The sequence below is a fragment of the Cytobacillus firmus genome (assembly GCF_023612095.1).
Classification (GTDB): Bacteria; Bacillota; Bacilli; order Bacillales; family Cytobacillaceae; genus Cytobacillus.
Genome location: NZ_CP086235.1, coordinates 2,587,495 through 2,611,283 on the forward strand (window position 1 = coordinate 2,587,495; position 23,789 = coordinate 2,611,283).

The 23,789-nt window shown below is 41.5% G+C and carries 24 protein-coding genes, 1 pseudogene and 1 riboswitch; of the genes and pseudogenes, 13 read left to right on the top strand and 12 right to left on the bottom strand.

What is annotated here, in order from left to right; genetic code table 11:
• Positions 1–57: 57 nt before the first annotated feature.
• Together LLY41_RS13135 and LLY41_RS13140 are read right to left on the bottom strand one after the other, a co-directional pair.
• On the bottom strand, positions 58–1,386 hold the full coding sequence (locus LLY41_RS13135) for a nucleobase:cation symporter-2 family protein (protein ID WP_095242676.1): 1,329 nt from the start codon (positions 1,384–1,386) through the stop codon (positions 58–60).
• 252 nt (positions 1,387–1,638) lie between these two features.
• Positions 1,639–1,989, bottom strand: a complete 351-nt coding sequence (locus tag LLY41_RS13140) for a Na-translocating system protein MpsC family protein (RefSeq protein WP_095242675.1) — start codon at positions 1,987–1,989, stop codon at positions 1,639–1,641.
• Positions 1,990–2,152: 163 nt separating this feature from the next.
• Positions 2,153–2,250: riboswitch (purine riboswitch) on the top strand.
• A 181-nt stretch (positions 2,251–2,431) separates the two neighbouring features.
• On the opposite strand from LLY41_RS13140, the gene LLY41_RS13145 reads away from it, so the two are divergent.
• The 8 genes and pseudogenes from LLY41_RS13145 to ade all read left to right on the top strand — a co-directional run bounded on the left by LLY41_RS13145 (position 2,432) and on the right by ade (position 11,056).
• A complete protein-coding gene (locus LLY41_RS13145; RefSeq protein ID WP_304585575.1) occupies positions 2,432–2,920 on the top strand; it encodes a (2Fe-2S)-binding protein in 489 nt (162 codons plus the stop codon).
• Between the two features lie 3 nt (positions 2,921–2,923).
• Positions 2,924–3,520: a nucleotidyltransferase family protein gene (locus tag LLY41_RS13150; RefSeq protein WP_304585576.1), complete on the top strand. Its 597-nt coding sequence runs from the start codon at positions 2,924–2,926 to the stop codon at positions 3,518–3,520.
• A gap of 4 nt (positions 3,521–3,524) precedes the next feature.
• The gene (locus LLY41_RS13155) at positions 3,525–4,400 is read left to right on the top strand and encodes an FAD binding domain-containing protein (protein WP_304585577.1); all 876 of its coding nucleotides are present in this window, start codon (positions 3,525–3,527) and stop codon (positions 4,398–4,400) included.
• Complete coding sequence (locus LLY41_RS13160) at positions 4,397–6,685, top strand: xanthine dehydrogenase family protein molybdopterin-binding subunit (RefSeq protein WP_304585578.1); 2,289 nt, start codon at positions 4,397–4,399, stop codon at positions 6,683–6,685. Before LLY41_RS13155 ends, LLY41_RS13160 begins: the two co-directional genes overlap by 4 nt.
• A 353-nt stretch (positions 6,686–7,038) precedes the next feature.
• A pseudogene (locus tag LLY41_RS13165) lies at positions 7,039–7,526 on the top strand (XdhC family protein).
• A complete protein-coding gene (locus tag LLY41_RS13170) occupies positions 7,505–7,819 on the top strand; it encodes an XdhC family protein (RefSeq protein WP_095242669.1) in 315 nt (104 codons plus the stop codon). The pseudogene LLY41_RS13165 and the gene LLY41_RS13170 overlap by 22 nt, the downstream one beginning before the upstream one ends.
• Positions 7,820–7,907: 88 nt before the next feature.
• Complete coding sequence (locus tag LLY41_RS13175; protein ID WP_095242668.1) at positions 7,908–9,275, top strand: NCS2 family permease; 1,368 nt, start codon at positions 7,908–7,910, stop codon at positions 9,273–9,275.
• Between the two features lie 38 nt (positions 9,276–9,313).
• Positions 9,314–11,056: an adenine deaminase gene (gene ade, locus LLY41_RS13180; RefSeq protein WP_095242667.1), complete on the top strand. Its 1,743-nt coding sequence runs from the start codon at positions 9,314–9,316 to the stop codon at positions 11,054–11,056.
• Between the two features lie 26 nt (positions 11,057–11,082).
• Here ade and LLY41_RS13185 read toward each other — a convergent pair whose 3' ends face one another.
• The 3 genes from LLY41_RS13185 to LLY41_RS13195 all read right to left on the bottom strand — a co-directional run bounded on the left by LLY41_RS13185 (position 11,083) and on the right by LLY41_RS13195 (position 14,825).
• Complete coding sequence (locus LLY41_RS13185) at positions 11,083–12,804, bottom strand: glycosyl hydrolase family 18 protein (RefSeq protein ID WP_304585579.1); 1,722 nt, start codon at positions 12,802–12,804, stop codon at positions 11,083–11,085.
• Between the two features lie 128 nt (positions 12,805–12,932).
• On the bottom strand, positions 12,933–14,375 hold the full coding sequence (locus LLY41_RS13190; RefSeq protein ID WP_304585580.1) for a phospholipase D family protein: 1,443 nt from the start codon (positions 14,373–14,375) through the stop codon (positions 12,933–12,935).
• Between the two features lie 129 nt (positions 14,376–14,504).
• Entirely contained in the window at positions 14,505–14,825 is a 321-nt protein-coding gene (locus tag LLY41_RS13195; RefSeq protein WP_095242665.1) for a DUF3243 domain-containing protein, read from the bottom strand.
• A 195-nt stretch (positions 14,826–15,020) separates the two neighbouring features.
• Between LLY41_RS13195 and plsY the strand changes: the two genes are divergently transcribed.
• The 5 genes from plsY to LLY41_RS13220 all read left to right on the top strand — a co-directional run bounded on the left by plsY (position 15,021) and on the right by LLY41_RS13220 (position 19,028).
• The gene (gene plsY / locus LLY41_RS13200) at positions 15,021–15,605 is read left to right on the top strand and encodes a glycerol-3-phosphate 1-O-acyltransferase PlsY (protein ID WP_095242664.1); all 585 of its coding nucleotides are present in this window, start codon (positions 15,021–15,023) and stop codon (positions 15,603–15,605) included.
• 174 nt (positions 15,606–15,779) lie between these two features.
• Positions 15,780–16,472 (top strand): two-component system sensor histidine kinase NtrB, encoded by a 693-nt coding sequence (locus LLY41_RS13205; RefSeq protein ID WP_304585581.1) that lies wholly within the window; start codon positions 15,780–15,782, stop codon positions 16,470–16,472.
• A gap of 116 nt (positions 16,473–16,588) precedes the next feature.
• On the top strand, positions 16,589–17,749 hold the full coding sequence (locus LLY41_RS13210) for a CapA family protein (RefSeq protein WP_304585582.1): 1,161 nt from the start codon (positions 16,589–16,591) through the stop codon (positions 17,747–17,749).
• 65 nt (positions 17,750–17,814) lie between these two features.
• On the top strand, positions 17,815–18,627 hold the full coding sequence (locus LLY41_RS13215) for a CPBP family intramembrane glutamic endopeptidase (protein ID WP_179288930.1): 813 nt from the start codon (positions 17,815–17,817) through the stop codon (positions 18,625–18,627).
• A 107-nt stretch (positions 18,628–18,734) separates the two neighbouring features.
• A complete protein-coding gene (locus LLY41_RS13220; RefSeq protein WP_304585583.1) occupies positions 18,735–19,028 on the top strand; it encodes a HesB/YadR/YfhF family protein in 294 nt (97 codons plus the stop codon).
• A gap of 28 nt (positions 19,029–19,056) precedes the next feature.
• On the opposite strand, the gene LLY41_RS13225 is transcribed toward LLY41_RS13220, so the two are convergent.
• The 7 genes from LLY41_RS13225 to LLY41_RS13255 all read right to left on the bottom strand — a co-directional run bounded on the left by LLY41_RS13225 (position 19,057) and on the right by LLY41_RS13255 (position 23,744).
• Positions 19,057–19,356 (bottom strand): hypothetical protein, encoded by a 300-nt coding sequence (locus tag LLY41_RS13225; protein ID WP_095242659.1) that lies wholly within the window; start codon positions 19,354–19,356, stop codon positions 19,057–19,059.
• Positions 19,357–19,375: 19 nt separating this feature from the next.
• Positions 19,376–19,813, bottom strand: a complete 438-nt coding sequence (locus LLY41_RS13230; protein ID WP_095242658.1) for an acyl-CoA thioesterase — start codon at positions 19,811–19,813, stop codon at positions 19,376–19,378.
• Positions 19,814–19,815: 2 nt separating this feature from the next.
• Complete coding sequence (locus tag LLY41_RS13235) at positions 19,816–22,125, bottom strand: AAA family ATPase (protein ID WP_304585584.1); 2,310 nt, start codon at positions 22,123–22,125, stop codon at positions 19,816–19,818.
• 126 nt (positions 22,126–22,251) lie between these two features.
• Positions 22,252–22,503, bottom strand: coding sequence for a small acid-soluble spore protein Tlp (gene tlp, locus LLY41_RS13240; protein WP_095242656.1), 252 nt, complete (start codon positions 22,501–22,503; stop codon positions 22,252–22,254).
• A 148-nt stretch (positions 22,504–22,651) separates the two neighbouring features.
• Entirely contained in the window at positions 22,652–22,795 is a 144-nt protein-coding gene (locus tag LLY41_RS13245) for an acid-soluble spore protein N (RefSeq protein ID WP_035332449.1), read from the bottom strand.
• 62 nt (positions 22,796–22,857) lie between these two features.
• Positions 22,858–22,989, bottom strand: coding sequence for an FbpB family small basic protein (locus tag LLY41_RS13250; protein WP_179288929.1), 132 nt, complete (start codon positions 22,987–22,989; stop codon positions 22,858–22,860).
• Between the two features lie 233 nt (positions 22,990–23,222).
• Complete coding sequence (locus tag LLY41_RS13255) at positions 23,223–23,744, bottom strand: peroxiredoxin family protein (protein WP_304585585.1); 522 nt, start codon at positions 23,742–23,744, stop codon at positions 23,223–23,225.
• Positions 23,745–23,789: the final 45 nt, after the last annotated feature.

Here is a 23,789-nt window from a genome sequence, read left to right on the forward strand (position 1 = left end):
ATCTATTAATTTGATTTCTGCCTCAATAATTGAGGCAGATGGTTACAGCAGCTGCTATTAAATCATTTCAGCTGAGTGATCTCCTTTCAGCTGTTCGATTCTTTCAGTTTCACTTATATTTAAATCTTTATAATTAAATACCAAATTTAATAAAATTGCTGTGATGCTTCCCAATACAATTCCATTTTCAACCAGCAGTCGTGCACTTGTAGGCAGACTCTCAAAAATCTGCGGTACAACTGCTGAACCAAGTCCGATTCCTATTGAACAGGCAACAATCAGCAGATTTTCATTTTTGCTGAAATCCACTGCAGAAAGCATTCTGATTCCTGATGAGATAACCATCCCAAACATTGGAATCATGGCTCCACCAAGAACAGCCATAGGAATAATCGTAGTCAGAGCAGCCACTTTAGGCAAAAGGCCTAAAGTCATTAATATGACCCCAGCTGCGATAACAACATTTCTCGTTTTTACTTTAGTCAATGCTACCAGTCCCACATTCTGCGAAAAGGATGTATAAGGAAACGCGTTAAAAATGCCCCCTATAACAACAGCCAGTCCTTCTGCACGCAGCCCCTTTTTTATGTCTTTAGAGTCCAGCTTTCTCTCACAGACATCTCCGAGAGCGAGAAATACCCCAGTAGATTCAATCATGCTTACAATCGCTACTAAAGTCATCGTAAGGATGGCTGAGGCATTGAATGTAGGAAATCCGAAATAAAACGGCTGAACAACATGAAACCAGGAAGCCTGGCTGACTTCGGCAAAGCTGACGAGCCCCATAAAATAAGCTGCTATTGTCCCGGCCACCAATGACAGCAGGACAGAGATCGCTTTCATGTAGCCTTTAAAAAACCTGTTCATTAAAATAATCAGCACCAGTGTAAATGCAGCCAGGAATAGATTCTCCGAACTTCCATAATCAGGTGATCCCAGCCCGCCTGCAGCATTATTCATGGCGACAGGAATTAGTGATACCCCGATAATAGCGACGACTGAACCGGTAACGATCGGCGGGAAAAACCTCATAATTTTACTCATAAATTGTGATAGGATCATGACGATAATACCTGAAGCAATAATTGCTCCGTAAATGGCAGTAATGCCCTGCAAATTCCCGATGGCAATCATCGGGCCGACTGCTGTAAAAGTACATCCCAGAATGACAGGCAGCCTAATGCCAAAATGCTTCCCCCCTATAACTTGAAGCAATGTAGCAATCCCGCAGGTAAACAAATCAATCGATATTAAGTAAGCAAGCTGCTGGGCATTAAGCCCAATTGCCGGTCCCACAATCAGCGGTACAATAACAGCACCTGCATACATGGCTAGCACATGCTGAAATCCCAAAGTCCCTACCTTCCAAGGATTTAGCTTTTCCAAAGATTTTCCCCCAGGTTTAATTCTTTGTTATGCCATAGCCTGCTCCAGCTTTTTTAAAAACGGCATCACCTCCCAAAAGAAATATTTGTATAAAAAAAACCGCAGCAATAGAAAACATCAAAGTAAACCATAGATGTTCTATTACTGCGGTCTCATCCAGCTTCCGTTAAACAAAAGACAAAGGAACCGCTCCTATATTCAGGTTTAAGAAAACTGCGTCATGCACAGCTCTCCCAACATAATGTAAAACTACTATTCTTCAAAATAAATAATAGTGCATGCTTCTTCAGTAACAGGATCATAATCTTTTAAAATCGTTTTGACTTTCAAATGAAGAGCATTTTCAATCAATCCTTTTAAATGCGATTTAAATTCAACAATCAATGCTGAATCAACCGAAATAGTCAGGTGTTGGAAGTTCCGGCTCAGCATCTGCAGTGCCTGAACACGCTTATGCTGGGCAAAGATGATGACTCTATCATCAAAAGTTTCAATACGTTGTTTTTTTACGCCTGTTCCATAGATCTCCTGGTTGACACGATTATAAAGAAAAGCGAGATCTTTTTTGATTGTCTGAGATAATTTTGAAGTTAGTACAGTCATGTAATCCTCCTGTAATCACTATATTAAACAAGGCAATTTTATAAGTCAATATCTTTTTTCAGAAAATTCTTACTTGACAAAATATTGACTTAGCTATTACACTACAAATCAACTCCCCCTCTATTTCTATAATTGTCCCAATAAAACCTCCCTTCAGCACCATGAAAAATTAAATAGAATTTTTCGTATAACCTCAATAATCGGTTTGAGGGTTTCTACTGGGAACCGGAATTCCTATCTACGAAAGGTATATTTTCTGTGAACTACATACAGAAACCTTTTGTGCAGGAATTTTTTTGTGTTTATTAGTCTATTTAGAAGAAGATGCACAATATCATAATTTAAATACCTCTGCTTACTCGCCAGGCTAATATCCCTACAAACTGCTATCACTATTTTTTCATTGTCATTATAGTTTCAAAATCTTTAAGGAGGCGAAGATTTGAAAAGTATTCAATTTATTGTGAATGGAAAGAAATGTACGGTCCTTTGCCCGCCTGCGAAACCGCTCCTTGATGTTTTGAGGGAAGATCTGGGTCTGACTGCCAGCAAGGAATGCTGCGGAAAGGGAGAATGCGGATCATGCTCTGTTCTAATCAATAATGAGGTTGTATGTTCCTGTCTTATCCTCGCTGGCCAGGCGGAAAACCAGGTGATCACTACTTGTGAAGGAGTCGGATTATCACCCAATCTGGATGTGATTCAGGAATCATTTATTGCCGAAGGAGCAACACAATGCGGGTACTGTACTCCGGGAATCATCGTATCTGCAAAAGCTTTCCTGGATGGAATTGACCATGTTCCATCCGTTGGGGAAATTAAAACCGCATTGGGAGGCAATCTATGCCGCTGTACAGGCTATACCAAAATTATCAAGGCCGTTCAGACAGCTGCTTCCAAAAAAAGATCTGAGCCGGAAACAATCGGATAATCCATGACACATACAGCTATTTTGCTTGCTGCGGGCAAGTCCTGCAGAATGGGTACTCTAAAAGGACTGCTGCCATGGAATGAAACGACATTATTCGAGCATCAGCTAAACACCCTCAGTAAATCGGTGTTCACTGATCTTGTCGTCGTATTGGGATGTGAAGCTGAAAAATTCCTTCCACTCGGAAAGAATCATTCTGCAAAAATGATAATAAATGAACATTTTCAAGATGGTAAATGCTCGTCCATCATTGCAGGGGTGAAAGCTGCAGACATGTTATCAGAAACGATTCTGATAACATCCGTGGACCAGCCGCTACATTCTGTCATCGTTGATAATCTCGCCGTGAACCTTACAAAAAGCGGCTGTATGATTGCAGTCCCCAGCCACCAAGGCAAAAGAGGCCACCCTATCCTCTTTTCCGCCAGATTGAGACACGAGCTTTTATCGATTAAGGAAGAGAAAATGGGCTTGAGACATATTATCCAGCAGCATGAAAAATTTCTTCTAGAGGTGCCAGTGGAAAATGAGCAAATTCATCTTAACCTGAACCATCAGGAAGATTATAAAAATGCTCTTAAAAAATATACCAGGAGGTAAGTCGATGCTTGTTTCAGAGATTGACATGATTACCCCTTCCTCTCTATCCGAATGTCTGATGCTGCTATCAAAGGAGGGCAGAATCCATAGATTGATAGCCGGCGGTACAGATGCTGCAGTCCGGATGAAGGAAGGCAAATGGCGGCCGGAGGTTTGGATCAATATAAAAAACTTAAATGAACTGCGGTATATCGAGGAAAGTGATGATTGTATCCATATTGGCCCATTGACTACACATACAGATATTATTCATTCTCCGCTTCTGCAAAGAAAAGCGGATGTTCTCGTGGATGCAGCGCGTGAAGTCGGGGCCACTCAAATGCAGAATATGGGAACAATCGGCGGCAATATTGGCACTGCCTCTCCTGCAGGCGATACCCTTCCGGCTTTATATGTTCTTGGAGCAAGACTTGAGCTCACCTCGCTGTCGAATAAACGAATCATTCCAATCGAAGAGTTTATCCTTGGTCCCGGCAGGACAGTTTTAAAAGAAAATGAAATGATCACAAAAATTCTAATAAAACCGCAAAAACCAAATGAAATAGGCATTTTCCAGAAGCTTGGCCCCCGCAAGGCACAATCTATTTCCATTGTGAATGTTGCTATTTCACTCACAATGGACGAGGACCTGAAATGCAGGGAAGGAAAAATCGCCTTCGGATCTGTGGCACCAACTATTATCCGGGCACGCAAGTGTGAATCTATGCTTCCCCTCGGACAGCTTGATGATGAATTAATCCGGAATATCGCCAAAATTGCCTGGAAAGAGGTCATGCCCATCACAGATGGAAGAGCAACTGCTACATATAGAAGGGATATGGCGAGTGCTTTATTGGAAAGAGGATTATACCGTTTAATCAGGAGGTGGAATAACCATTGAACACCAAATGGGTTGGAAAAAGGGTGAAAAGAATTGATGGCCCGGAAAAAGTAACCGGAGAATTAAAATATATGACGGATTACCATTTTGACAATATGGTTTGGGGCAAAGTGCTGCGGTCTGAATATCCGCACGCAAAAATTAATTCCATTGATATTGAAGCAGCAAAAAATCTGCCTGGAGTTATATGTGTACTAACCCATAAAGATATTCCCGGCTTTAATGGATTTGGGATTGTTGTTCCCGACCAGCCTGTTCTGTGTTCTGATGTTGTCCGGTGCACAGGTGACGCTGTAGCCCTGGTAGCTGCAGAAACACTGGAAATCGCCGAGCAGGCACTGAGTTTAATTAAAGTGGACTATGAGCCCCTCGAAGTTGTTGCAGATGCTGAATATGCCCTGACAGATTCTGCTCCAAAGCTTCATCCTGATGGCAATCTGCACAGTCATGTCAAAATTAATAATGGAAACATGGAGAAAGCCTTCGAGGAAGCTGACATCATTTTAGAGAATACCTTCTACTCTCCCCGGCAAATGCATGCTTTTATCGAAACAGAAGGCGGCTGGGGTGTTATGGATGACGAAGGGTTCCTCACGATTCGCTGTCCTGGACAATATGCATACCGCGATCGAATGCAGATTGCGAGGTCCCTGGCTTATAACCCTGAAAGAATAAGAGTCATTTCGAGCCCAATTGGCGGTGCCTTCGGCGGGAAGGATGAAATCACGGTTCAAATATATCTTGCTCTCCTTGCGCTCCATACGAAGGGCCGGCCTGTAAAAATCCATTTAAGCCGGGAAGAGTCTGTCATCGCGGGCATAAAAAGGCATCCTTTTAAAGTCCAGATGAAGACCGCTGCCAAAAAAGACGGGACACTCCTTGCCAATCAGGTGAAAGCCATAGGAGATACTGGTGCTTATGCATCACTTGGAGGAGCAGTCATTGCCCTTGCGATCGAACATTCATGCGGCCCTTATAAAATTCCGAATGTGGATCTCGAAGGATTCTGTGTGTATACCAATAATGGCATTGCCGGTGCCTTCAGAGGCTTTGGTGTCAATCAGGTATGCATGGGAATTGAAACACATATGGACATGATTGCAGAAAAGCTTGGAATAGACCCTATTGAATTGCGCAAAAAAAATGTCTATCACCAAGGTGAAGTTTCCAGTGTCGGCCATATTGTCAAATCCAGTGTCGGAACCTATAAAACCCTGGAAACAGCAGAGAATTGCGACCTGTGGAAGAACCGGGAAAAATACAAATCCGAAGTAAGTGAGCCATGGAAAAAACGGGGAGTTTCCGTGGCAACATCCTTTCATGGCATCGGAATGGGCATTGGTCTTCCCGACTATGGAGCCGCCTCTATTGAACTTCTTCCGGATGGAACATTCCTTGTTGGTGTGGGATGCGAGGAGATTGGCGGAGGCAACAGCACCGCCTATGCCCAGATAGCCGCTGAAATGCTGAACTGTGATATCAGCAATATCAGCATCGTTCAAGGTGATACACATAGAACACTTGATAGCGGTACTGTAACTGCATCCCGCTCCACCTATACCGGAGGAAGAGCTGTCGCGGCAGCAGCACCCAGGATGACTGAGCTTCTTATTCAAACTGCAGCTGAAATGCTGAATTTAGATTCATCTCAAATTGACTTAAGACCGAACCATATTTCAGCCCATGGAGAGAACATCCCTTATAAGTCTATCTATAAATACCTTTATGACCATCATCAGGCAACTAGAGTAGAAGGACACTTCTACCTGCCGAAAGAAAAAGAAGAAATCAAAGGTTCAGGCGGTGCTCCCCACCATTTATACGGATATTTGACACATGTGGTGATGGTGGAAGTTGATACTTTAACAGGTGAAACGGAAGTTTTGCGGGTTGTGTCCATCCCGGATGCGGGCAAGGTCATTAATCCGCAAGGGCTGGAGGGCCAGACTGAAGGCGGAGCCGTAATGGGCATCGGGTATACCCTGTATGAAGATATACTGATCGAGAATGGGTATCATAAAACGCGGAATTTCACTGATTATATCATCCCTACTATTCGCGAGACTCCTTTGATTGAGACCTTTCCGGTAGAAGAGCCCGAACAATCAGGACCCTTTGGGGCGAAGGGAATTGGAGAAGTGGTGATGATTCCGATTATTGCTGCTATTATGTCAGCCATATATGATGCAACAGGAGCCAGAATCCGCCATCTGCCCGCTACTCCCGAAAGAGTGTTTAATGCCTTAAAAGATCTCAAAAAACAAAAAGTCCAATCCACAAGGTGATCCTATTGATGAGCAGCCATTTATTTTCCAGATTAGAACAGTCAATCAAAAACCGGAAAGACACATTTCTGCTGACCATAACAAATTATCCTGATGAAAGACTCATTGGAGCCAAAGCTTTATTATGGCCAGGCGGAGATTTCTGCACTGAAGCCTCCCTTCTGCCGCTTGATGTGAGGGATTTATTAGCGGTACATTGCAATAAATTGGTCACCAAAAAACGGTCCGGCACTGTGAGATTTATGTGGAAAGAACGTTTAGTTGAATGTTTTGCAGAGTACTTCCCTTCTCCTCTCCATTTGATAGTCGCCGGTGCCGGCCATGTGTGTGAACCCGTGGCAGAAATGGGACGTATGCTCGGATTTTTCGTGACAGTAATAGACGATCGGAAAGAGTATGCAAACAGAGAACGCTTTCCAAATGCGGATGAAGTGGTTTGCCAATCCTATCTGGAATATTTCAGGCATGTCGACATTTCAGAAAAATCGTATATTCTCCTTCTTACAAGGGGACATAAGTATGATGTTCTCAGTTTGAATGAACTTTTAAAAAGGGAATGTCAGGCAGGATATATTGGAATGATCGGCAGCAGAAGACGTATTTCGGGTGTATTCGAAGAACTTCAGGAGGGTTTCGGGATGAAAGCTTTGAAAATCTATACACCCCTGTGGGTCTTGATATTGGTGCTGAAACTCCTGCAGAAATTGCTGTCAGCATCATGGCAGAAATTCTGAAAGTGAAAAATCAAAAATCAGGAGATTCCTTAAGTTCGCAAATTAAAAGATTTGCAAAAATGGGTTTCCATGAGGGGGCTGGCAAATGGACCAAATGCAGCTTATAAAGCGGGCCCTCGATATCAGGAAAGGAGGTGAGAAAGCAGCACTCGCCACAATTATCCGCACGAAGGGCTCTACCCCGAGAAAAACTGGAAGCCGGATGATTGTGTTCCCCTGCGGAAGAATAGAAGGAACAATTGGCGGAGGCTGTGGTGAAGCAGAAGTAATTGAAAAGGCTTTCCAGGTCATACAAACAAATACCCCAAGTCAAAAGCGCGTAGATTTAACAAAAGGGCTGTTTTATGAAGATGGCGGAATATGCGGTGGAATTATGGATGTTTTTATTGAACCCATCTAACCAGGAAAATAGATCTCCCGCCTGTTCCATGTTCTAGTCAGTTCGTGTCTCTGGATGAACATTAACCATGAATAAGGAGTGACCTTTCATGTCGATGATTGAAAAGGATCTTGGGTCGGGCCTCCCGCCTGCCTCTAATGCGAACCTCTTAGAACGGCTCTTTAAGCTTTCCGCACGGAACACAAATGTAAAGACAGAAATACTGGCTGGCATTACGTCTTTTATGACAATGAGCTATATCATCTTTGTCAACCCGATTATCTTAGCTGACGCAGGAATACCAAAAGAAGCCGCATTGGCTGCAACGATTTACGCAAGTGTCTTCTGTACCCTTCTAATGGCACTGTGGGCAAATTTCCCTGTAGCAGTAGCCCCGGGCATGGGGCTGAATGCATTTTTTGCGTATACAGTTGTTCTTGGTCAGGGTCTTTCCTGGCAAACAGCACTTGGTGCTGTATTTATATCGGGGATTGTGTTTTTAATTTTGACAGTTACCGGAGTCCGGCAGAAGATCGTAGATGGTGTCCCGGATGTCTTAAAGTCAGCTATAGGTGTAGGGATTGGTTTATTTATTGCTTTCATCGGGTTAAAAAATGCAGAGCTTGTAGTCGCAAATGACGCTACGTTTGTCGGATTGGGAAGTATCACCGCCAAGGGTCCGCTTCTTGCCCTATTCGGATTAATTATTGCCGCCCTCCTGATGGCAAAGAAAGTAAAAGGCGCCCTGCTTATTAGTATATTAGGTACAAGTGCAGCAGCCATGATTGTTGGTTTTATTGCCTACCCAAAAGCAGTAGGTGACATCGTGTCCCTCAATCTCCCTAGCATGTCTGAGACGTTTTTAGCTATGGATATTATGGGAGCAGTAAAATATGGCATCATCTCAGTCATTTTCTCCTTTACGATAGTAGAATTATTTGACAATTTAGCTACCCTCATCGGATTATCAAGAAAAGCCGGCCTCACAGATGAAAATGGAAAAATTGAAAACCTGGATCGTGCTCTTCAGGCAGATGCAGTTGGAACGATGGCAAGTGCAGCCTTCGGAAGCACTGCCTTAAACGCTTACGTCGAAAACGCCACAGGGATCTCGGAAGGCGGACGCACCGGCTTAACTTCTTTAACTGTAGCTGTACTGTTTTTCCTGTCGCTCATTTTTGCTCCGCTCATCTATTTCATACCGTCTGTCGCAACTGCACCTATTCTCATTCTAGTTGGAGCCTTAATGCTTAGTGAAATTAAACATATAAGCTTTGATGATTTTACTGATGTGATTCCTGTCTTTTTAACGATTGTTCTCATGCCTTTAACGTTCAGCATCGCCCAGGGACTGGCATTCGGCTTTATCTCTTACACACTGCTCAAGCTTCTTACTGGCAAGCATCAGCAAATCCACTGGATCATGTATTTTGTAAGCGTTGCCTTTATTATTAATTTCATTATGGGCGGTCATTAATCTGATGACTGATATTTTCTACAAAGTGGGGAGTCCATATGAAGCTTACCATTGAAATGTTACGAAAAAGAATTGATGTGGCGGCTAAAAGAACTCTTGCCGATCTGGTTATTAAAAACGGAAAGGTAATAAACGTATTTACACGTGAAATCATCGAGGAAGACATAGCAGTTGCAGATGGATTCATAGCTGGCTTAGGAAGCTATGAAGGCAAAGAAATTATTGATGCTGGGGGCAGCTTTATCGCTCCCGGCTTTGTTGATGGGCATGTTCATATAGAGTCGGCGATGGTTACTCCTGCTGAGTTCAGTAATGTTGTCCTCCCACATGGAGTAACGACAGTGATTGCAGACCCTCATGAAATAGCCAATGTCAGCGGTACTGACGGCATTGACTTCATGCTTGAATCTTCAGAAGATATCCCGCTCGATGTATTTTTTATGCTTCCATCCTGCGTGCCTGCAACTCCATTTGAAAATGCCGGCGCTTCCCTCAGTTATACGGATCTCGAAAAATATTACAGTCACCCAAGAGTGCTGGGGCTCGGTGAAGTTATGGATTATCCCGCTGTTATGAACAATGATGAGGGAATGCTGAAAAAACTGGAAGCAGCCTATAGTAAAGGAAAATGCATTGATGGGCATGCAGCAGGACTTAATGCGGATGAAATCAATATTTACATGGCAGCCGGCATAAGAACAGACCATGAATGCATCAATCCAGAAGAAGCACTGGACCGGATGCGCAAAGGGATGTATGTAATGCTGCGGGAGGGGTCTGCGGCGAGAGATTTATTGTCCCTTCTCAAATCTGTCAGCGAACAAAACGCACGGCGCTGTTTATTTGTTACGGATGATAAGCATCTGGATGATTTGATCAATGAAGGCAGCATTGATCATAATGTCAGAATGGCCATTAGCGAAGGGATTGACCCTCTCCTTGCCATACAGATCGCTACTCTGAATGCAGCAGAATGTTTCGGCCTGAAAAATAAAGGGGCTATTGCTCCCGGTTATGAAGCCGACCTGGTTTTTCTTAGTGATCTAAGAAGTGTCAAGGTGGAGAAAGTAATAAAGAGCGGAATACTTGCTGCAGAAAACGGGTTCATGAAGAATTCTGTTCCCAACAGCATTGCACCTGCAGCACCCATCTTGAACAGTGTCAAAATCAGCAGCATGAGCTATGATAATTTAAGCATTCCGATTGGGAATGGTGACTGCAATATCATTGGCATTATACCGAACAGCATTGTGACCAGGCATCTGGTGGAAAAGGCAGATGTAATGGATGGATATTTCCAGCCAAATCCTCATAGAGATCTCTTAAAGCTGGCGGTTGTTGAGCGGCACAATTGCACAGGCAGCCTGGGACTTGGCATTGTGAAGGGATTAGGGATCACAAGAGGCGCGATTGCTTCAACAGTTGCCCACGATTCTCATAACATTGTCGCAGCAGGCACATCAGATGAGGATTTGCTGGCTGCCATTAAGCAGACCGCAGCCATGAAAGGCGGCCTTGCTGTAGTCCAGGATGGGAAGATTCTTGCCGAACTGCCTCTGCCTATTGCAGGACTCATGACTGATCGGGATTCTTCATTTATCCATTCACGTTTATCCCAATTGAATCATGCACTTATGACAATCGGATGCAGCATGGAATTCAACCCGTTTTTGACGCTCTCATTTTTAGCGCTTCCGGTTATCCCTGAACTCAAATTAACTGATAAGGGTTTATTTTCTGTAAGATCTTTTAGCCACATTAAAGCTGAGGCAGAAAAATAAGGCCGGGATGTTCTCCGGCCTTTCTTTCATTTTTTAGCTGCTTCCTTATTAGTTAAAGTTAAGGCAGACCAGGCTGTTTCATCTGCAAAGTACCTGCTCCAGCTTGCAACACCGGCTAAATTATACTTCTTAGCTAATTCTGCCCGTTTGGATAGTGAAATTTCATCTTCAAGCCACACTCTGTATGTGATTTTATCTTTTTCTGAAAAATGCTCCGCATAATTTTGCCCGCTTGCCGGATCGTATACCGGAGTAATTTTATTTTGACTGAGCCATTCTTTCACTTTGCCCATCGAAAGGGCTTTGGAAGAAACATCCCCATTTGATTTTTGTTCCCATAATCTTGTATATAAAGGCACACCCAATATTAATTTCTCATTGGGCACAACCTCGAGCAAAAGTTTCAGGTTTTCCTCGACCCACGGGAGGCTCGCTACACTTCCCGCAACCTGTGAGCTGCCCCAATGCTCATCATAAGCCATGACTACCATATAATCTGCTATCCCGGCAAGCTTATCCCTTTCAAAAAAAACCGACCAATTGCCGCTTGATGAAATGAAGGTGATATCCATCGACACTACTAAACCTGCTTCATGAAAGTAAGGAGTGGCTTCCCTTACAAACTGTGTTATATAAGGCCCGTCTACAGGATTAACATTTTCAATGTCCAGATTGATCCCGTTTAATCCATATAATTGACTGAAATGCAGAAGCTGGCGAATCATATTCTGCCTTGTTTCAAAAGAACCAAAAGCTTCATGTGTTAATTCAGGGTCAAATGCATTTGAAAACAAGCCCCAAATTTGGTATCCCTGTTTTCTGGACCATTTTGCATAATCCTTTGAACCAAGATTTTTAATAGTCCCTTTTCCGTCCGCCAGCTCAAACCATGTTGGTGAAATGACATTCACACCAGCCATCATCGGGATGTTCGAAGTATTCGGGTTTTTAGTATATACAGCTTCCCAGGTCAGCTGAATAGGTCCTTCCATTTTGGGAACTGTATATTCTGTTTCTTCAAGGGAAATAGCAATTTTCTTGCTCTCCCCCTTTTTTATGTATTGCTTCTTCATATAACCGGCTCTGCCGTCTTCTTTTCTGATAAGATAGTAGTCTCCCTTTTTCTGCTCAATAAAAATTTTCTCCTTAGGAGATACGGTGGCTGTATATGGTGAATCCAGGCTTGCTTTTGTCCGCAGCCGGAGAAATTCTTCATGAATATCTTTTTCCGTCACTTTACCGGAAGCCATAGTCTCCCCATTCTTTTTAATCCAAACTGCACCTGTATCAGAGAGTATTGAATAAGTAATGGGATAGAAAGCCACCAGGGGCTCAATCGCTAAATACCTTTCTCCACCTATCTGTTTAACAGCAGAAAAGCCCAATTTAACAGCCTCCTCATTCACATAATAACTCGAAGATTCAGTCGGAAGCTGTACTACTTTATTCTTAGTGGCAATGATGATAGATTGTGAATGTTCATCAACAATAATAGCGTCATCAACAAATTTCTGCAGAAAAGTTAATGGCAGATAGATCGTTTCCCCTTCTAAATAAGCATTTCCTGCCTGTTTGCCCATAAACAAAATCGGATGATCTCCTTTAAAGTAAGCAGCCTTCTCCTTTGAAGCAAAAGGGTATAAAAATAGGATTATGCTTGAGATTATCAGTGTAAAAGCAAACAAAAGCCCCGCAAAAATAAATTTTTTAGCGGGAGCCTTTTTCTGACTTGTTTCTATTTCATACATTCCTTTTCCTCCCCTTACTTCCATCGTAACGAAATAATCAGATAATGGGAAGAAAATTTAGAATATCTTCAATTATTCACCCCTTCCTATATTAACGAAATTAATAGAGGAAAGGTTTCAACTTTTTATCAGTATGTTGTAAAGTGAGTAAGCTTCTGCAGTCTGTAAGTAATATATTTAACCCCCGGCATTTTCTCGTTGGATGAATAGTTCTTTGTATAAATGGCACCGTCATTATTCCAAAGCTTATTAAAATACCTGTCAACATCCCTCATAACCTGGGATTGGGCTGGAGCACTGATTTTTAAGTTTGTCTCCAGGTTTAAATCATCCAGATTTCTTCTTGTAAAATTAGCTGAACCAGCTATGATCAAACTTTTTTCTTTGCCGGTTACATACATGATTTTCGAATGGTATTGTTCAAATCCAGTATTGTACCATCTGATTTTTATGTTTTCATGGCCCAGTTTATCCAATTCAGCAGCAACAGGTATATTAGGGAGCCCAATTTTTTCAGATCCGAAAGCGTTCTGGTTGGGATCCAGGATCATTTGTACTATAACTCCCCGGTCGGCTGCTTCTTTAAGTGCGTCAACCACTTTCCGGTCAGCAAGATAAAACATGCCAAGCCAGATGGTTTCCCCTTTCTTGACTTTATTGATTTCTTGAAGAATGTGTTTATAAATTTTGCCTTCAGTCAGCACCTGGACCTTAAGCGGACCGGTTTTATTACTCTTTTCAGGTTTGAAATCTGCCAATTTGCCGGATGCTGAATAATCGACCACAGCCTGCTCCGTTTTGACGAGATCAGCTAAGATGGGCCCTTTTACTTCAAATGCTATATTGGAATGAAATCCGCTGGCATTGTGCGGGTTTCCTGAAGTAACAATTCCTGTTTTTTCCGTCACAAAAACCTTCCGGTGATTTGCTTTTATGTTCATTAGATCGAGATAGGACCTGAATGTCACCTTTGGAGCATTTTCTGCGAGCGGGTTCGGCAGCCAGCCTTCTCCACTCTGGCCAAACCATTGAATAAATACACGCCAGAATGCCGAATAAATGGGATTTGAATCTCTTAAAGGAACTAGTGAAGTATAAACCACGTTTATGCCATTCTCTTTAAGTTCCCGGAATTCCGGAACTTCATGCGATCCATAGGTGCTGTTAATCCGATCCGTGATCACGGTAATTTCCATATTCGGGCGGCTGAGCTTTTTTTCGATTAGCTTATCAGCAATTTTACCGCTAATATCCGGATATTTTTTATCCCCATCATTAAAGCCATTGAATAAAAACATATCCATCACTATAAAATCCTCTGACTCGTCAATTGCTTCTGTAATACGCTGAAAGATCTGCTGTTCACTTTCTCTTTTTCCATTTTCTTTTTCATAGGTTAAATCGTAAAGGAACTGAGCATCCTCTGCAGAATATACTTCCCCTTCAAACGAAAGACCCTTTGGCAGTGATTTATTGGATTGATAGATGATGGTTGCTGCCAATACCAGCACAAGGCTCAATATGGGTATCCATACCTTTTTTATTTTTACTTTTCCCAGAACCTTTTTCACCAAGACTCCCCCTGCTCCTTAGACTGCGATAACTATATATAGACCATTTTTGACTATTGTAAACTCATCTATGCGCCTTCAGGCAAAATAAAAGACGAAGGCAGGTGCCTTCGCCATTTATATCTTTTATTAGCCAACAAGCTTGACAAGCATATGAGACAGCTTATGCTTTTCTTCTTCTGTTCCTACCTTCCACAATTCCTGAAGAAGTTTTTCTTCCCGGTTTCTCGGATCTTCTTTGGAAGCCAGATAATCTCCTACCTTTTGAGCAGTATTAGCAAGCTGCTCCTCATCCATGCCCATTTTCTGTCCCATGGAAACCTTTCCGCTTAAATAATCTTTAAATCCATCAAAGCTTGAAAGAATTTCATCTTTCTTCTCGCTCCCCATGTTATCAAGCTTTCCCTCTACATTAGCTGCTTGTCCATTTACGTTATTATTTTGTTCCATGCTGAATCTCTCCTTTAATTGGATTTGATTGCTGTGACAGTCTACTATTACCCGGTGTCAAACATATCAAACAAAAGCCAGAGAGTTTGAAGCACCACCCTGAAATAAATTGGACTTCTTTTTAATTGCACATGGTATGCTGCTTTGCTCACATGGTACAATATACTAACATAGAAAGTATGAAGGAGAGTTTTTATGATTTATGGAATTATCATTATTTTAGCTTATTTACTTGGCTCCATTCCTTCAGGTTTAATTGTAGGAAAACTTTTTTATGGAGTGGATATTCGTGAGCATGGCAGCGGAAATCTGGGCGGTACCAATACATTCCGGACCCTTGGAGTGAAGGCCGGCATGATCGTGACCATAGCTGATATCTTAAAAGGCACCCTTGCTGCATCCCTTCCCTTGTTCTTTGGATCGGATATGCATCACCTTATTGCCGGAGTTTTTGCCGTTATTGGACATATGTATCCTTTGTTTGCCGGTTTTCGCGGAGGAAAAGCAGTGGCAACTTCAGGCGGAGTGCTATTAGCCTATGTACCGTTCATGTTTCTTATCATATTGGGTGTTTTCTTCTTAAGCCTTTACATAACTAAGTATGTGTCTTTATCCTCTATTCTGGCAGCAGCAGCATCCATCATTTACGCTCTTATTTTAGGTGACATCCCGCTAATTATCGTTGTTTCCATCCTGGGATTCTTTGTTATATACAGGCACAGGGCCAACATTAAAAGAATCAGGGACAAAACCGAGCCCAAAATAAAATGGCTTGGCTAAAAACCAGCCGGCACCGCAAAGCAGCAGATCTTATTTCTGCTGTTTTTTACTTTGCAAATAAATTTTTATACATAAAAGAACATATATTGATATCTTTCGCCATACATTAGTTTAGGCTTAACTTTTGCCGAAAACGCTAATGTTAGGATGAACAATGAGATGGAGAAGGAAAAAATGAAATATATAAAAAAATCAGAAAGAGAAATCCGTGAAAACGACCGACAGCTGGCAGCAGCATTAGCCCATGAAATCAGAAATCCGCTGACAACAGTGAAAGGATTTATGGAGCTCTTAAAGCCTTATTTAATTGAGATCGGCAAAGAACAGTACGCTCAAATTGCCATTGATGAGATTAATAGGGCAAATGATCTGATTTATGAATTTCTAAATGCATCGAAGCCTGGATTAAACAAGAAAACGGAAATAGACATAAACAAATTGATTCAGGAAATGAAGATTTCATTCGACAATCAGGCAAACATAAACCTTTCCGTTAACCTATGTCCTGGAGAGCCCATCATCTATGGTGATTCTAATAAGATAAAGCAATTACTGATCAATGTAATTAAAAATGCACTAGAGGCATGTGAAGAAGCTCCTGCAGGAGAAGGAAAGGTTTGCCTGAATGCCAAATCAAACAGCCGTAAAGCCCAAATCATTATTGAGGATAATGGACCGGGCATGACAGAAGAAACGATTAACAGATTATTTTTGCCATTTTATACAACTAAAGAAAAAGGGACTGGCATTGGTCTATCCATATGCAGGAAAATAATTGAGGAACATAATGGCAGTATTAAAGTCCATTCCACTCTTTCACAAGGCAGTGTTTTTACAATTGAACTTCCTATGGCTTCGAACCAATAAAGGCATTTTAATTAATGGGGAATTTGCAGAAAAATGATGAAAAATGCAAAAATTCGTATTAAAATTAGACTATTAATATATATATTCTGATGCTCTATATTAAGGGGATAATTTTGATGAAAAACACCAAAGCCTTCCTGCTATCTGCACTTTTCTGTACCACATTAGTAATTTGCTCGGGTCTCTTAATCTATAAAATGCACACTGAATATAAGGCTGAGGCAGCCGAAGCCAAACCTGTTCAACTGCATGCAGAAAACAGGGAAGCTGCCGAGGGCAATAAAATTCTTATTGAAAGGGTGACCTTGGGAGCTATTGGCGACATCCTTATCCATGATTGGGTATATAATGATGCAAAAACAAAAACTGGCTACGATTTCAAACCGATGTTTGAACATGCAAAATCGCTATTAAGTACTCCCGATCTCTTACTTGCCAATCAGGAGACTATTCTGGGCGGCCTCAATATAGGAATTTCCAGTTACCCTATGTTCAACAGCCCTCAGGAAGTGGGGGATGCTTTGATAGATGCAGGCGTTGATATCGTTTCAACTGCCAATAACCATTCACTCGATAAGGGAGTAAAGGGCTTGGAAGCCTCTCTCGATTATATGGATCAAATTGGATTGCCACATGTGGGAACGAGCAGAACACCTAGGGAGCAGCAAACCTTGAAAATACTCAGCAAAAATGGAATTAAAGTTGCCTATCTTTCTTATACCTATGGCACAAACGGAATTCCCGTTCCGGCAGGTAAAGAATACCTCGTTAATCTCATTGATGAAACCGCCTTAAAAAAAGAAATTAAACGGGCTAAAGACGAAGCTGACGTCGTTGTGATGAGTATGCATTGGGGAAATGAATATCAACTTCAGCCAACAGAGGATCAGAAAAAATTAGCTCAGACACTTGCAAATGAAGGTGTTGACATTGTCTTCGGCCACCATCCACATGTACTGCAGCCTATGGAGTGGATTGACAGAAAAGACGGCGGCCGGTCATTGGTCGTATACTCGCTTGGCAATTTTTTATCCGGGCAGATGCGCGATTATAAAGATATAGGCGGGCTTGCCACTGTGGAGGTTACAAAATACATTGACCAAAATGGGGTCGATATCACACTTACCAATCCGGAATTTGTACCGACTTATGTCAGCAATAAACAGCTGAGTCATTACCGGATCGTACCGCTCGAGGATGCGGGCAGCTTTGGTTTACCCCATGCAGAGTCCAAATTTGCCGAAATTATGAAACATATGATGGGAAATGTTCAGTAAAGCGCTTATAGCGCTTTTTTTGTGTAAAAAATGGTAAAATATCTTGTATGCAGGGAGGTTCTATTATGAAAACCGTAAATGTTAATAAGTCTCTTCCTTTTTTGCAGCTAAGCGTATTCACCGCTGGCGTATTGCTTTTTCAATCGAAGCTTTTCGCTTTCGCTTTCATTCTTTCGTTTGGCCTTATCATTTTTTTATTGCTTCTCTCAAAGCAGGAGCGTGTTTTTTCCTGGACCATTGCCGGATATTTAACAGGCAGCCTTTTGTTTCTTTATGGTGATAAGCTGCTTGATGCACTGCCCCTTCCATACTATATCTTATTGATATTGAATCGGTTTCTTCTGGTGATCCCGATACTGATTCTGGTCTATATTTCAATAAAGTTTAATAAAACGGCCTTCCCCTTTCTGCAAAAACCGGATTGGAATTCCCTCATATTTTTCCCATTCATATGGAGCGGTTTCCATTCAATAAAAATAAAGTATTTTCTTATGATTGCTATCCTAATTAATTTTGCTGCATTTGCTTATTCTATTTTTTCAGCAAATATCTCGTTTTCAAGGGACTTTTTAATATTCCTGATTGGCTTCTCGATTGTAAACGGGATAATGGAAGAGCTTTTATGGAGAGGAATCATCTTATCCAGAATGGCTGAACTGTCAGGAGAAAAGACAGCAGTTCTTTTTTCGGGGCTGGCATTTGGATTTTCTCATATCATGCTTGGCTACTCATTTGTTTTGTGTCTGCTGTTTGCTGTCGGAGGGATATTTTACGCTGCCGTCACAGTGAAATCCCAAAGCATCTTTCCTGCTTTCATATGGCATATGGCCATGAACGTATTTATGATTTTAAGCGGTTTAATATCTTTTCCAGGATAGTTGAGTGCTGACATGGCCATCAAAAAAGAAATGCAGCAGACATTTTATTCGCGCATAAGGAAAAACTAGCCTATAATATGACTATCACCCAAGAGGAGGAATTTCAAATGAACATACATATCGAAGATCAGGCTGCCCAATGGTATCAGGAAGAAATGCTCTTAAATAAGGGTGACTTCGTCCGCTTTTTTGCAAGATATGGAGGCTGCAGCACTGTTCAGCAGGGATTTTCATTAGGCGTCTCGAATGAACAGCCACATGACGCAGGAGTGCAGACTGAAAAAAACGGAATTACTTACTTTATCGAAGAAAAGGACTTATGGTACTTTGATAATCACGATTTGTTCGTGACATTTAATAAAAAAGCACAGGAACCTGAATTCAAATATACCAATGAGTAAAAGAAGCAGACACTGCCTGCTTCTTCTTTCATTTCAGCTGTTCCAGCTGCTCCAACAGCTTCTCTTTTTCAAGGATTTCCTTCTGCCTGGCCCCAATCAAATCAAAGTGTGAGTAGCCATCAGTCCGATAATCAATCCACTCCGGCTTAAGGCCATGCGATTCTCCCCAATCAATCAATTTCTTCAAATCTGAACAGCCGACCTTTGTGACCGTTTTACACCCAGGGAATCGCTCATCTAACCAATAATGAGTTAAAAAAGCAATTTCACCACGGTCTATTTTCCTCTTCCATTCTTGAAGATCTTTCCTTCGAAGGCCGAATGCCATTTTTAATCTCCATCCTTTATTATCTGACAGCACCTTCAGGCTGTTTTTTTGCCTTTTCATATGCTTCATGCCAATCAGGATATTTCTTTTTAATTGAGATTGGGCGGAAATTATCCTTTTTGACGCAAACATGCTTGGACAAGCCTGTTACGGCAAGCTCTCCTACATCATTGAATATTTCATATCCATAGCTGACGCGGAAACCGTCATACTCTTCAATCCAGGTCTTAATTGTTGCAGTTTGCCCGTAGCGCAATGGTTTTTTATAAGAAGCAAGGATATCCAGAACAGGAGAGATGATTCCATCCTTCTCCATTTCGGCATAACTGAATCCAAGATCTTTTATGATCTGTGTCCGGCCAAGCTCCATCCATACCAGGTAATTGGCATGGTATACTACTCCCATTTGATCTGTTTCTGCATACCTAACCTCTATTTCTCTTGTTGAGATGAGCATCCCTATTCCCCTTTACTTATTTTATTTAAAGCGATTTCGAAATCCGGCTTCTCCAAAATGCTGACCTGCTCAATACCTTCAGCAAGTGCTGAAACAATTCTCATGGCCTGTGCCTGAATGGCCTCATCCGCAAGATTGGCGGCAAAACGTCCATTCCCGTGTACTTCAATCCTTGATAAAGTGTGGTTAAGATAATCCTTTGCTTCCTCCGTTAGAGTGTACTCATATTTTCCAGCATACGAATTTATAATTTCCAGGAGCTCAGCGGTTGAATAATCCTTGAAATGAAAGAACTTTTTGAATCGGGACTTTAACCCAGGGTTACTTGCCAATAGCTTCTCCATTTCATTCGGGTAGCCAGCCAAAACAACGATAAGATTTTCATTATGCTTTGTCATTTCATCCACTAACGTATCAATGACTTCTTTGCCAAAATCTCCTGAAGTCTGGGAAAGAAGTGAATATGCCTCATCGATGAATAGGACGCCGCCTAATGCCTCTCTTATCTTTTTCTTTGTCTTGATAGCAGTTTGGCCAACATAGCCGGCTACAAAATCAGCACGGCTCGCAACCATTAAATGTCCGCGTTTCAGGAATCCGCATTCCTTCAGCAATTCTGCATAGATCTTTGCTACTGTCGTTTTTCCTGTACCCGGATTACCGGTGAATACTGAATGGAGCTGGATTGGGACAACCGGAAGATCTTTTTCACGGCGCATCTGCTGCATTTTAACAAAGGACACTAAGTTTTGAACTTCTGTTTTAACTGTTTCAAGTCCAACCAGCCGGTCTAGCTGCTCCTGTGGATTCATCAGTTTTTCTTCTTCTTCACTTTCAAAATCCTCTTTTTCCAAAAGTGTATACGACATGATGTTTTCATTATTTTTTGCTTGTGAGCCTTTTTTAAAAATCGCATCCAAAACAATGTTTCTGACAGTCCTCGCATTACCGAAAGTATCATCAACCCGTTCTTTTTCAATACGTTTGCCCAGTTCCTGCTTTGCTCCTTCAGTAAGGACATAGTCATTATCAGCAGACAGCTTTTCAGCAATCTGCAAAAGCTCCATATTCGTATAATCAGGCAGTGCAATAAAGTTCGACTCCGGGAAACGGCTGCGGAGACCAGGATTGCTGTCGAGAAATTGTCTCATCTCTTCTGGATAACCGGCCATGATAACCGCAAACTTTCCTCCGTACTCAGTTCCAGTCATGAGCGATACAAGGGTATCAATGGCAGTTTGTCCATAATCGCTGCCAGTCTGCCCCTCACGCTTTAAGCTGTATGCCTCATCAATGAACAGTACACCGCCGATCGCCTTTTCAACAGCAGCCCTGACATTTTCTTCTGTTTGCCCGACAAATCCGCCAACCAGCTGTGACCGGTCAGCTTCGATCACTTCTTCCCGAGGCAAAACACCAAGGCTATGATAAATCTTTGCCAACAGCCGTGCGATAGTTGTTTTTCCCGTACCTGGATTTCCGGTTAGTATCATGTTAAGGCTGAGTTCATCCTTTGTCTGAAAACCCAGTGACTTGCGTTCGTTTTGATATTTTAAAAACCGATAAAAGTCATGAACTCTGCTTTTGACCGAGTTAAGCCCAACCATGTCATTAAGTTCATCCAGTGGATCGGTTTGTACTTCAGATTCCTCTTCCTCTGATTCAAATATCTCTTTCCAGTCATTTTTAAGTCTGTTGATGGCACTTAAGTGATTTTTCATATCTGTATAGTATGTTGAAGTATGGAAGACACCTGAAATGGATTGTTCATATTCCTCAGAAGCCTTTAAAAGAAAAGCTGTCTCTTCAATAGCTTTATCAAGTATTTCAGTTAACTTCCGGTATTCCTCATCCTCATAGGCATGCTGCTTTTTTTGCAGGTCTTCTAACTCGTCATCCGCTTTGTTCATAAAGCTTCGGCAAATTTCTATAAATTGCTCAGCTGTTTTCTTTTTAGCAGCTCTGTTATCGGTTTCCCGTATCGGCGGGAAAGTCAATGCTTCAAGGAGATTGCTTTTATTTTTCCATTCGGATTTTCCTAATTGGGCCGCTGCCAATGTATTGCCAGTGTCCAGCTCAACTGCTTTCTGCAGCCATGCACTGGCAAGAGTATCATCAGTATTCTTATTTAACCGGGAGATAGCAGCCAGGGCTAATAATTCCGAAAGCAGACCTGGATTTGTCTTTTCATTCATATTCTTAATTACATTCAGCAACTCTGCTTCATTTTGTATGTATCCGTATTGATCAAGCTCATTTTTCCATTGGCCAACCTTAATTTCTGATTTAACCTGTCTATTCTGCTGTGTCATCGATTATCACTTCTTCTTCTTAGTTTCCTCAACTTATCTTACCATATTTCAATAATTATCTATAAGGATGCGCTCCATATCTCCATAGGAAAAGACCTAATCATATTCGATTAGGTCTTGAAGCTGTCAATAATTATTTTTCTCGCTGCTATTGCCGTTTTGCTGTGCCTGGTATTCATCCTTGATTTCTGAACGGAAAGAGTCAAGACTTTCCCGGCGGCGCTCATTTTTAGCTTCAATTCTGGCAAGATCTTCTGCATTGGCATACTTCATTGATTCTTCAGCCTCGTCCATGTTCTCAATTGTATGAACGATCATGGATTGAAGCTTTTCAACGTTATCGCTGCGATCATCAGGGTTTGGTCTATTATATGCCATGGTATGTTCCTCCCTTTGTTAGGTGATGGTACAGATTTAGTTTGTGAAAGAACAAGAAAAATATTGGCGGAAAAGTGTGGGTTGCTTGCCTGATATATTCGGAAGCAAAAGAACCTGCCGTTAAAATAATGGCAGGTTCTATTTTCAATTATTCGCCTTTAGTTTGTATTACTTGAGCATGCTGTCCGGATTTGTCCTGCATCTTCTTGCCTTTGTTGCCGCCAAATCCGCGTGATTGTGTACCGATATGGTTCGGATTGAAATGATTAGGGTGTCTTTTTGGATTACTCATTCATATCCCTCCTCATTTTAAGTTTGTGCATTTGAAGAGGGTTTCATGATTGGCAAGTAATTCTATTCAGCCTTATTCAGACGTTTGAGCTCGAGGCGCTCTTCGATTTTTTCCATAGCATCATGATCTTTAAGCAGCTGGTTTTTATTTTCTAGTACTAATTCAGCAAAGGAGCGTTTTCTAGGCTTTCTCATAAATCTTTCACCTTCCTTTAATAACATTGTAACAATCATTATCTCCAGAAAACCGTTAAATTATTACAACTTTTCGAAAATTTAATCCGCATATACCCAGACTACGTGAAAAAAGCTCATAAGGTTCGTTATTATTGGTAAAATATTCAGAAAATATTAATTCTAATTAAATTTTTCCCTTTTTATGACTGCATAAACCTATAAAAAAAACATCTGCTTTTGCAAATGTTTTTCTACATTTCATCTATATACTGATTCATAAGCTCCACAGACATCGCACTTAAATATTTATTCCGAATAATTCCTTCTTCATCAATAAAAAAAGTGGTTGGAATTGTTATTATTTGATAAGCGTTAGAAGCTTTTTCGTCCACATCAAGTAAAATCGGAAAGTTTACTCGCATTTCTTTAGCAAACCCTGCTACATCAGACTGAGGATCGATGTTCACCGCCAATATAGCAACTTCATTTCCCTTCTGAGTATAAAATTTTTGAATATCAGGCATTTCAGCTTTACATGGAGGACACCAGGTTGCCCAAAAATTCAGCATGACTTTTTTTCCTTTGTAATCTGAGAGCTTGACTGTTTCCCCCTGCAGATTTTTCAATTCGAAATCGGGGGCTTTCAAGCCTATTCCTAATCCTGTCTGATTAACGGGCTGACTTTCGACTTCACCTTTTTCAAAAGCCTGCACTGCAAAAACCGCGGTAATTATGACTAATAACACAGATGCTGCAAACATTTTTTTGAACATGCTGTTTTCCCTCCCGGCTTTTTAAGCCTTTTTGCTTCCTTGATT

Coding starts and splice junctions, on each gene's coding strand:
- LLY41_RS13140 (WP_095242675.1), bottom strand. CDS start 1,989: ATGACTGTACTAACTTCAAAATTATCTCAGACAATCAAAAAAGATCTC.
- LLY41_RS13150 (WP_304585576.1), top strand. CDS start 2,924: ATGACACATACAGCTATTTTGCTTGCTGCGGGCAAGTCCTGCAGAATG.
- LLY41_RS13155 (WP_304585577.1), top strand. CDS start 3,525: ATGCTTGTTTCAGAGATTGACATGATTACCCCTTCCTCTCTATCCGAA.
- LLY41_RS13170 (WP_095242669.1), top strand. CDS start 7,505: ATGGACCAAATGCAGCTTATAAAGCGGGCCCTCGATATCAGGAAAGGA.
- LLY41_RS13175 (WP_095242668.1), top strand. CDS start 7,908: ATGTCGATGATTGAAAAGGATCTTGGGTCGGGCCTCCCGCCTGCCTCT.
- ade (WP_095242667.1), top strand. CDS start 9,314: ATGAAGCTTACCATTGAAATGTTACGAAAAAGAATTGATGTGGCGGCT.
- LLY41_RS13185 (WP_304585579.1), bottom strand. CDS start 12,804: ATGTATGAAATAGAAACAAGTCAGAAAAAGGCTCCCGCTAAAAAATTT.
- LLY41_RS13195 (WP_095242665.1), bottom strand. CDS start 14,825: ATGGAACAAAATAATAACGTAAATGGACAAGCAGCTAATGTAGAGGGA.
- plsY (WP_095242664.1), top strand. CDS start 15,021: ATGATTTATGGAATTATCATTATTTTAGCTTATTTACTTGGCTCCATT.
- LLY41_RS13205 (WP_304585581.1), top strand. CDS start 15,780: ATGAAATATATAAAAAAATCAGAAAGAGAAATCCGTGAAAACGACCGA.
- LLY41_RS13210 (WP_304585582.1), top strand. CDS start 16,589: ATGAAAAACACCAAAGCCTTCCTGCTATCTGCACTTTTCTGTACCACA.
- LLY41_RS13215 (WP_179288930.1), top strand. CDS start 17,815: ATGAAAACCGTAAATGTTAATAAGTCTCTTCCTTTTTTGCAGCTAAGC.
- LLY41_RS13220 (WP_304585583.1), top strand. CDS start 18,735: ATGAACATACATATCGAAGATCAGGCTGCCCAATGGTATCAGGAAGAA.
- LLY41_RS13225 (WP_095242659.1), bottom strand. CDS start 19,356: ATGGCATTCGGCCTTCGAAGGAAAGATCTTCAAGAATGGAAGAGGAAA.
- LLY41_RS13230 (WP_095242658.1), bottom strand. CDS start 19,813: ATGCTCATCTCAACAAGAGAAATAGAGGTTAGGTATGCAGAAACAGAT.
- LLY41_RS13235 (WP_304585584.1), bottom strand. CDS start 22,125: ATGACACAGCAGAATAGACAGGTTAAATCAGAAATTAAGGTTGGCCAA.
- tlp (WP_095242656.1), bottom strand. CDS start 22,503: ATGGCATATAATAGACCAAACCCTGATGATCGCAGCGATAACGTTGAA.
- LLY41_RS13245 (WP_035332449.1), bottom strand. CDS start 22,795: ATGAGTAATCCAAAAAGACACCCTAATCATTTCAATCCGAACCATATC.
- LLY41_RS13250 (WP_179288929.1), bottom strand. CDS start 22,989: ATGAGAAAGCCTAGAAAACGCTCCTTTGCTGAATTAGTACTAGAAAAT.
- LLY41_RS13255 (WP_304585585.1), bottom strand. CDS start 23,744: ATGTTCAAAAAAATGTTTGCAGCATCTGTGTTATTAGTCATAATTACC.